We start from the raw sequence: 6,673 nt of genomic DNA on the forward strand, positions 1-6,673 counted from the left end.
CCCTATTTTTTGTGCAGGCAGCCTGCACTTTATTTGTTTGATAGAGAGTAGTATGAATTCTGAAGACTGGTTGGCGCAACACAGCCAATTAAAAATTATTTGGGAATATCGCGAAATGTTTGTGAAAGGCGCGTGGATGACGCTGAAACTCACAACATGGGCGGTTGCAGGCGGCGTGGTGCTGGGCTTATTTGGCGCATTGGCACGCATTGTGCGCGTAGAAAAAGGCGGCGCGTTTGCCAAAGCGATTGCGTGGTTATTGCGAACGCTATCGGGCTTGTACGTTACCCTGTTTCGTGGCACACCGTTGTATGTGCAGATTTTTATTTGGCACTTTGTTTGGTCGACCGCGCTGATTAATCCCACAGACGGTTGGTTGATTAGTGGCGACTTGGCAAGCGAAATCCGCCGTAATCACGCCGCGTTGGTGGCAGGCGCGTTGGCTTTGACCGTAAACGCAGGCGCGTACATCACCGAAATTTTCCGCGCAGGCATTCAGTCTATTGATAAAGGACAAATGGAAGCCGCTCGCTCGCTGGGTTTGACTTATCCACAAGCCATGCGCCATGTGATTTTGCCGCAAGCCTTGCGCCGAATGTTGCCGCCGTTGGCAAACGAATTTATCACGCTGCTCAAAGACAGCTCGCTGGTGTCGGCGATTGCAGTGGCGGAATTGGCGTATGTACAAAGTACGATTTCGGGGCGTTATTCTATTTATGAAGCACCGCTTTATACTGTTGCGCTGATTTATTTGGTGATGTCTATCGTGCTGGGCTGGGTATTCTCGTCTTTGGAAAAGAAATACAACACCGCACATCATCGTTAAAATGGCAAAGCAGCCTGCAAATATAGAGTGCAGGCTGCTTTTTCTACTCACATCATTCACCCCACAAGGAAAACAACACAATGGGCATAAGCTGGCTTGCCGAACCACAAACTTGGATAGGTTTTGTAACTTTGTTCATACTAGAAGTCGTACTGGGCATAGACAACTTGGTTTTTGTCGCGATTTTAGCCAATAAAGTCAAACCGTCATTGCGCGACAAAGCACGGCTCACAGGTTTGGCGTTGGCAGTGATTATTCGCATTATCATGCTCGCGTCTATGGCAAAAATCATGACGCTCACATCGCCGTTGATGCAATTATTTGGCATGGCGATTTCGGGCAAAGACATGATTATGTTTGCAGGCGGTATTTTCCTGCTCTACAAAGCCACCACCGAATTGCACGAACGCTTGGAAGGCGTAAACCACTTTCAAGTTGCCGACACCAACAAAAAACACGCCGCATTTTGGGGCGTGGTTGGACAAATTTTGGTACTCGATGCCGTGTTTTCCATTGATAGCGTGATTACCGCCGCAGCAATGGTGGAACATATTGTCGTGGCAATGGCAGCCGTCGTTGTCGCCATGGCAGTCATGATAACCGCCAGCAAACCGCTAACCGAGTTTGTGGACAAGCACCCAACAGTCGTGATGTTGTGTTTGGGCTTTTTGTTGATGATTGGATTTAGCTTAATTGCCGAAGCGTTCCATTTCCACATTCCAAAAGGCTATTTGTATGCCGCGATTGGTTTTTCTATTTTGATTGAAATTTTCAACCAAGTATCGCAAAAAAACAGCAAGAAAAACGAATACATCAACAGCTCGTGGCGACAACGCACCGCCGAAAACGTGTTGGGCATGATGGGCATACGCGAAAGCCTGCTCGCCACCAACGGCGCCCCCACAGACGACAATGAACACTTTGAAGAAAACGAAAAATCCATGATTCGCAGCGTACTCACGCTTGCCGAACGCCCGATTTTTGGCGTGATGATTCCACGCAGCGACATCGAACGCTTGGACATTTCGCAAAGCAAAGACGAACAACGCGCCAAGTTAATGGAATCGCCCTATTCACGAATGCTGGTAGTCGGCAAAGCAGGCGTGGACGAACCGCTGGGCTACATCAACAAAAAAGATTTGCTCAACCATGTGTTAAAAGACGGCGAACTCAATGTGCAGGCTGCTTTGAAGCAACCGCTAATGCTGCCAGAAAGCGCAACCGCCTTGCAAGCGATTGAATTGTTTCGCAAACACAGCGCGGACTACGCTTTGGTGGTGGACGAATTTGGCGCAGTGCTGGGCATGGTAACCATGAAAGACTTGCTGGAAACGATTGCAGGCGAGTTCCCCGAAGAATTTGAACGCCAAGACGAGCCCACCATGCAAGAATGGTCAGACAACAGCGTAACCGTTGATGGCGCGTTGGAATATGTCGAACTCGCACCGCAGTTGGGTTTGCCTGCACCGTCTGATGACATGGAATTTCACACCGTGGCAGGCTTGGTGCTGGAAGAAATGGGCGACTTGCCCGAAGTGGGCGATGCGATTGAATTTCACGGCTGGCGATTTGAAGTGCTAGAAAAAGACGGACACAAAATTGAGCGTGTCAAAATTGAGTGCGTGCCTGAATCGCAAGAGTGAACAAAGTGCAGGCTGCTTTTTAACCATTCAAAAGCAGCCTGCACTTAATTTTGTTATGATTTTTCTACTATTCACTTGAATTAAAACGCACTATTAGGGATAATAGCGACCCTTAATTCTCATCAATAATAGGTAATATAAACATGACACTAACAAAAGCAGAATTGGCCGATATTTTAGTAGATAAAGTCAGCAATCTTGGCAAAAATGACGCAAAAGAGATTGTAGAATTGTTTTTTGAAGAAATTCGCACCACATTGGCACAAGGCGAAGAGATTAAAATTTCAGGTTTTGGCAATTTCCAACTGCGCGACAAACCGCAACGCCCAGGACGCAACCCTAAAACAGGCGAAGAAGTCGCCATTACCGCACGTCGCGTGGTAACGTTCCATGCAAGCCAAAAACTCAAGGGCATGGTAGAACATTATTATGAAAAACAACAAGCACGCTAACCCACAGACGATTCCAGCCAAGCGTTATTTTAGTCTGGAAGAAGCCTGCGATGTAATTGGCGTTCAACCCGAGCAACTGCTGGGATGGCAACGCCAATCTGGCGGCATTTTGGGCAAAGGCGGCCAAACTCTAACCCGATTGGATGTGTTGAAATTGCGCCAGTTGCAATATGGCATTAGCGATTATTTCGCGCGAGAAGCATTGGATAGTGAAGGCAATCCAGTGATTAGCGCCAACGAAATGCGCGACAGACTAACCGCCTTGCTGACACAAATAGACAAGACGCTTGCTAATTAAAGCAAACAAAATTATAATTCGCGACTTTCTTTGAGTCGGAGTGTGGCGCAGCCTGGTAGCGCACTTGCATGGGGTGCAAGGGGTCGAAGGTTCGAATCCTTTCACTCCGACCAATAGATTTAAGGACTTAACCATTTATCGGTTAAGTCCTTTTCCTTTTTGCGCCAAAATTGTATAAAACTTTGTATAAAAGATTTTTTTTACTTACCATCTGGCCATTATTAAATGGAAATGGAATACTTAACTTAATCTGTCAATTTCATCACGCAAATCCAAGCCATAAACCAAATTTGCAGGCTGCACTTCAAGCCATTTAGCCAACTTTACCACCTTATCATTGTGCGGAATCGCTTCACCACGCAACCATTTACCAGCAGCGTGCAAGGTAATCGGTTTACCAAAGTAGCGTAAATTAAATTCACGTTCCAAAATCGAAGCCTTTGGTGCATAGCCTTTTGCTTGCATTGTAACCTTTAATTGATCGGCGAACTGTAATTTTTGAGTCATTTTATCCATAACAGTTACTGAACCCCACCAATATAAATACCCACACCCAAGCAAGATAAACAGGATAAAACGGGACAATTCAAAACAAAGTGGGATTAAAAACTGCAACGCCATTTCACACAGTGAAACAAAAAAACAAAGCGGACAACATCGTCCGCTTTTCGCATTTTTGAGCAAATCACAATCCACGAGCCAACGACGCTTTCACAATATCCAGCAAACGCTTCTCGCCGCCAGACTGCAACACCCCTGAACCATCAATCGGTAAATAAGGACGAGCAGGAATGTGAACTTTACGCCCACGCCCTGCTTGCCCACCTATGTGATGAATTGCTGCATACGGTTTATTAGACCCAATCCGTGCAAAATCATTACCCGACTGCGTAGTCAAACTCGCGGCAAGCTGACCACTTAATTGTAGCGTTTTGCCACCGTCTTTTGCAGCTCGTTTGCTTTGCTGCCAACTTTGACCGCCCCAGCTTTCGCTTTCAAAATTGTCTTCGGACATGCTCAACAATTCCACCGCTATGCTAGACATCATCGGGCGGCGGTTTTCTACGTTTTGCAGCAACCGTGCCATGCCCCTGTCAAAATCGCTTGTGTCTAAACTGATTTGCAACATCTTACGCTCCCAATCCCAATAATTCAGCTACCCACGCCAGCTGTGCCAAAGTCAAAGCATTGCGGAATTTTTCCTGCAACATCATTTCTTTGACCGCCACACGAGCCAATTCGGGTGGTACGTTTTGCGCTTTGTTTATCGCCATTTGTGCGGTGCGTTGCAAAAACGTCTTGCCTTGATTGGCGTTAAATCCTGCATTAAACTGTCTGTCCACGCGAATGCCTGTGCGTTGGGCGTAACGCTGTTCACCTGTGGATTTGTTTTCGCCAATATCTACGGTAATGGTTTCCAGTTTTGGGCTGGGTAATACTTGGCTTTCGCCACGCTCACGCGATAAAGGACGAACATGACAACGGCAACGAAAATCCAACGGCGGATACAAACTCCCCCAAACAGCGTCATCAGCCGAATACACGCGACCGTGCAATTTTCTGTGTGTTTCGCGTGTGCGTTTGTCGTTGATGGCGACATATTGCCAATAGGGGTGCGTGTCTTTTGCGGCAACCATTTCCGCGTATCGAGCTGCCATGTAAGCGGATTGCAAATTGGTTAAATGAATCGTTTTCAGGCAGTATGGGCTGCCAAGTTGTACGTTTTGAATTTCGCCTGTGTCGAGGTTTGGACGTTCTTGTTTGCCCCACCAGCCTTTACTTTGTAATACAGGCGTGAGTTCGCGTTCAAAATCTTTGAATGTTTGCCCTTGTTCGGCTGCCTTAACCACCGCTTGATGAATGTCGTTCGCTACGTCCATGCCCGCCGTTTTCGCAACGGTAAACGCGGAAACGTGTGCGTCATCAAGCATCTCTTGCCAATCCCACGACACGTCCACGCGCTTTTGCTTTAAATAGGCAATCGCATTTTCAGGCTGCATTCCAAAAATGACTTTGATGTCTTCGGCGGTCATGATTTCACTCCGCTTGCACTTCCAAACGCCCCACTAAATCCGCCAAGAAAATCAGTCGTGCCAATTCATCTTGTAGGGCTTGGTCGTTCATGTTTGGATAATTTTCGGCTAATTGATGTAACACGATTTCGGGCGTTGCACCGTTTTGTAAATTCTGAACAAATGTATTTGTGAAATCAGCTTTACCGCCTACGGCATACCCTTTTATACCCAAATCAAAGATTTGGACAAAAGGGCAAGGCAGCTTGAAAGAAAGAGATAAAACATTAGTTCAGTAAACGCGATTTACAACGCCAATGTCTATATTGACGGCGTGAATTTATTGGGTCAGGCAAGAGAGTTCAAAATGCCTGAAATTGAAATCAAACAAGAAGACTTTGACGGCTTGGGCTTGGTGGGACAAATCAAGTTGCCAAGCGGCGTGGAAGCATTGGAGGGCGAAATCACTTGGAACAGCATTAACCCTGAATGGGCAAACAAAGCGTACAACCCATTCAAAGCCGCACAGTTGATGGTGCGCGGCAATTTGCAAACTTTTAACGCGCAAGGCTTAAAAACCGAAGTGCCTGTTGTGATTACAGTCAGCGCGATGTTCAGCAAAAATGCCCTTGGCACGTTTAAGCCGAAAGAGAAATCCGAGCATCCGACCACATTCCAATCAGCTGAATGCCGTGTCGTGATTGATGGGCGCGAATATCTGTATTACAACGCCTTTACCAATACTTATCGCGTAAACGGTTCGGACGCATTGAGCCAATTCCGCAAAAACATCGGCGCATAACTTTCGGTTAGCCTGCAACAACAAAACCAATCTTTCCCAACATCGGCAAAGATTGGTTTTTTAATGCGCGTTAAAAGTCAGCAAAGCAGCCTGCACTTAAACTGCCACTTTCATCAACCTCGTTTAGGAGAACCAAAATGTCTGTTAATCCAGCACAGCAAATCAAACAAGATTTAGGCGTACAAACCATCGTAACCCTGAAATACCCCGTTCGTCTTGCCACAGGCGAAACCCTGCAAAAAGTAACGGTGCGCCGTCCCAAAGTAGGCGATTTACGCGCTGTGATGCACATTGAAAATGAAGCCGAGCAAGGCTTGATGTTGGTATCGCGTGTAACGGGTTTAGTGCCAGAAGATTTAGACGAGTTGGATTTGAAAGATTTGGAGGCATTGCAAGCCACCTTTCGCACCGAAGAAGAAGCAGTTTAACGCACCCAGTCAGCAGCTATTTCACAAACAGCTATTGGCAGCGTGTGCCGATGTGGCGTGGTGGTTTGGGTGGAGCGTTCAAGAAATTTACGATTTGCCATTAGATGAATTTGCCGACTGGCTAGATGAAGTCAATCGGCAAATTAAGGCGAAGTATCAGAAATAGGATTAGGCGTTGCGCTCACGTTCGGCAGCAATTTCGTGCTGTAAAT

Annotated in this window: 11 protein-coding genes and 1 tRNA gene; 8 read left to right on the forward strand and 4 right to left on the reverse strand. The window is 46.7% G+C overall.

Annotated features, from left to right (window positions below; all coding sequences use genetic code 11):
- The first annotated feature begins 52 nt into the window (after positions 1-52).
- From BQ5809_RS01985 to BQ5809_RS02005, 5 genes are all read left to right on the forward strand, one after another.
- Positions 53-826 carry an amino acid ABC transporter permease gene (locus BQ5809_RS01985; protein WP_003788693.1) on the forward strand — a complete coding sequence of 258 codons (774 nt, stop codon included), beginning with the start codon at positions 53-55 and terminating at the stop codon, positions 824-826.
- 80 nt (positions 827-906) lie between these two features.
- Positions 907-2,469: a TerC family protein gene (locus BQ5809_RS01990; protein ID WP_003788691.1), complete on the forward strand. Its 1,563-nt coding sequence runs from the start codon at positions 907-909 to the stop codon at positions 2,467-2,469.
- A gap of 143 nt (positions 2,470-2,612) precedes the next feature.
- Positions 2,613-2,921, forward strand: coding sequence for an integration host factor subunit alpha (locus BQ5809_RS01995; protein ID WP_003788688.1), 309 nt, complete (start codon positions 2,613-2,615; stop codon positions 2,919-2,921).
- Positions 2,899-3,219 carry a hypothetical protein gene (locus BQ5809_RS02000; protein WP_003788685.1) on the forward strand — a complete coding sequence of 107 codons (321 nt, stop codon included), beginning with the start codon at positions 2,899-2,901 and terminating at the stop codon, positions 3,217-3,219. Before BQ5809_RS01995 ends, BQ5809_RS02000 begins: the two co-directional genes overlap by 23 nt.
- A gap of 36 nt (positions 3,220-3,255) precedes the next feature.
- A tRNA-Pro gene (locus BQ5809_RS02005) sits at positions 3,256-3,332 on the forward strand.
- 127 nt (positions 3,333-3,459) lie between these two features.
- Here the strand turns inward: BQ5809_RS02005 and BQ5809_RS10650 are convergent.
- From BQ5809_RS10650 to BQ5809_RS02025, 4 genes are read right to left on the reverse strand one after another with little or no spacing between them, the layout of a single operon-like run.
- Positions 3,460-3,915: a hypothetical protein gene (locus BQ5809_RS10650; protein ID WP_143452381.1), complete on the reverse strand. Its 456-nt coding sequence runs from the start codon at positions 3,913-3,915 to the stop codon at positions 3,460-3,462.
- Positions 3,905-4,348 carry a phage virion morphogenesis protein gene (locus BQ5809_RS02015; RefSeq protein WP_003786206.1) on the reverse strand — a complete coding sequence of 148 codons (444 nt, stop codon included), beginning with the start codon at positions 4,346-4,348 and terminating at the stop codon, positions 3,905-3,907. The genes BQ5809_RS10650 and BQ5809_RS02015 overlap by 11 nt, the downstream gene beginning before the upstream one ends.
- A 1-nt stretch (position 4,349) precedes the next feature.
- Entirely contained in the window at positions 4,350-5,252 is a 903-nt protein-coding gene (locus BQ5809_RS02020; RefSeq protein ID WP_003786204.1) for a phage head morphogenesis protein, read from the reverse strand.
- Between the two features lie 4 nt (positions 5,253-5,256).
- Entirely contained in the window at positions 5,257-5,466 is a 210-nt protein-coding gene (locus BQ5809_RS02025) for a phage portal protein family protein (RefSeq protein WP_003786202.1), read from the reverse strand.
- Positions 5,467-5,517: 51 nt separating this feature from the next.
- Here BQ5809_RS02025 and BQ5809_RS02030 point away from each other — a divergent pair, with 51 nt between their 5' ends.
- From BQ5809_RS02030 to BQ5809_RS10150, 3 genes are all read left to right on the forward strand, one after another.
- Positions 5,518-6,033, forward strand: coding sequence for a phage major tail tube protein (locus tag BQ5809_RS02030; protein WP_032827647.1), 516 nt, complete (start codon positions 5,518-5,520; stop codon positions 6,031-6,033).
- 137 nt (positions 6,034-6,170) lie between these two features.
- Positions 6,171-6,461, forward strand: coding sequence for a phage tail assembly protein (locus BQ5809_RS02035; protein ID WP_003786198.1), 291 nt, complete (start codon positions 6,171-6,173; stop codon positions 6,459-6,461).
- 34 nt (positions 6,462-6,495) lie between these two features.
- A complete protein-coding gene (locus tag BQ5809_RS10150) occupies positions 6,496-6,627 on the forward strand; it encodes a GpE family phage tail protein (RefSeq protein ID WP_038320346.1) in 132 nt (43 codons plus the stop codon).
- Positions 6,628-6,673 lie beyond the last annotated feature (46 nt).

Origin of the sequence: Kingella kingae ATCC 23330, from assembly GCF_900111845.1 — a bacterium.
GTDB lineage: Bacteria > Pseudomonadota > Gammaproteobacteria > Burkholderiales > Neisseriaceae > Kingella > Kingella kingae.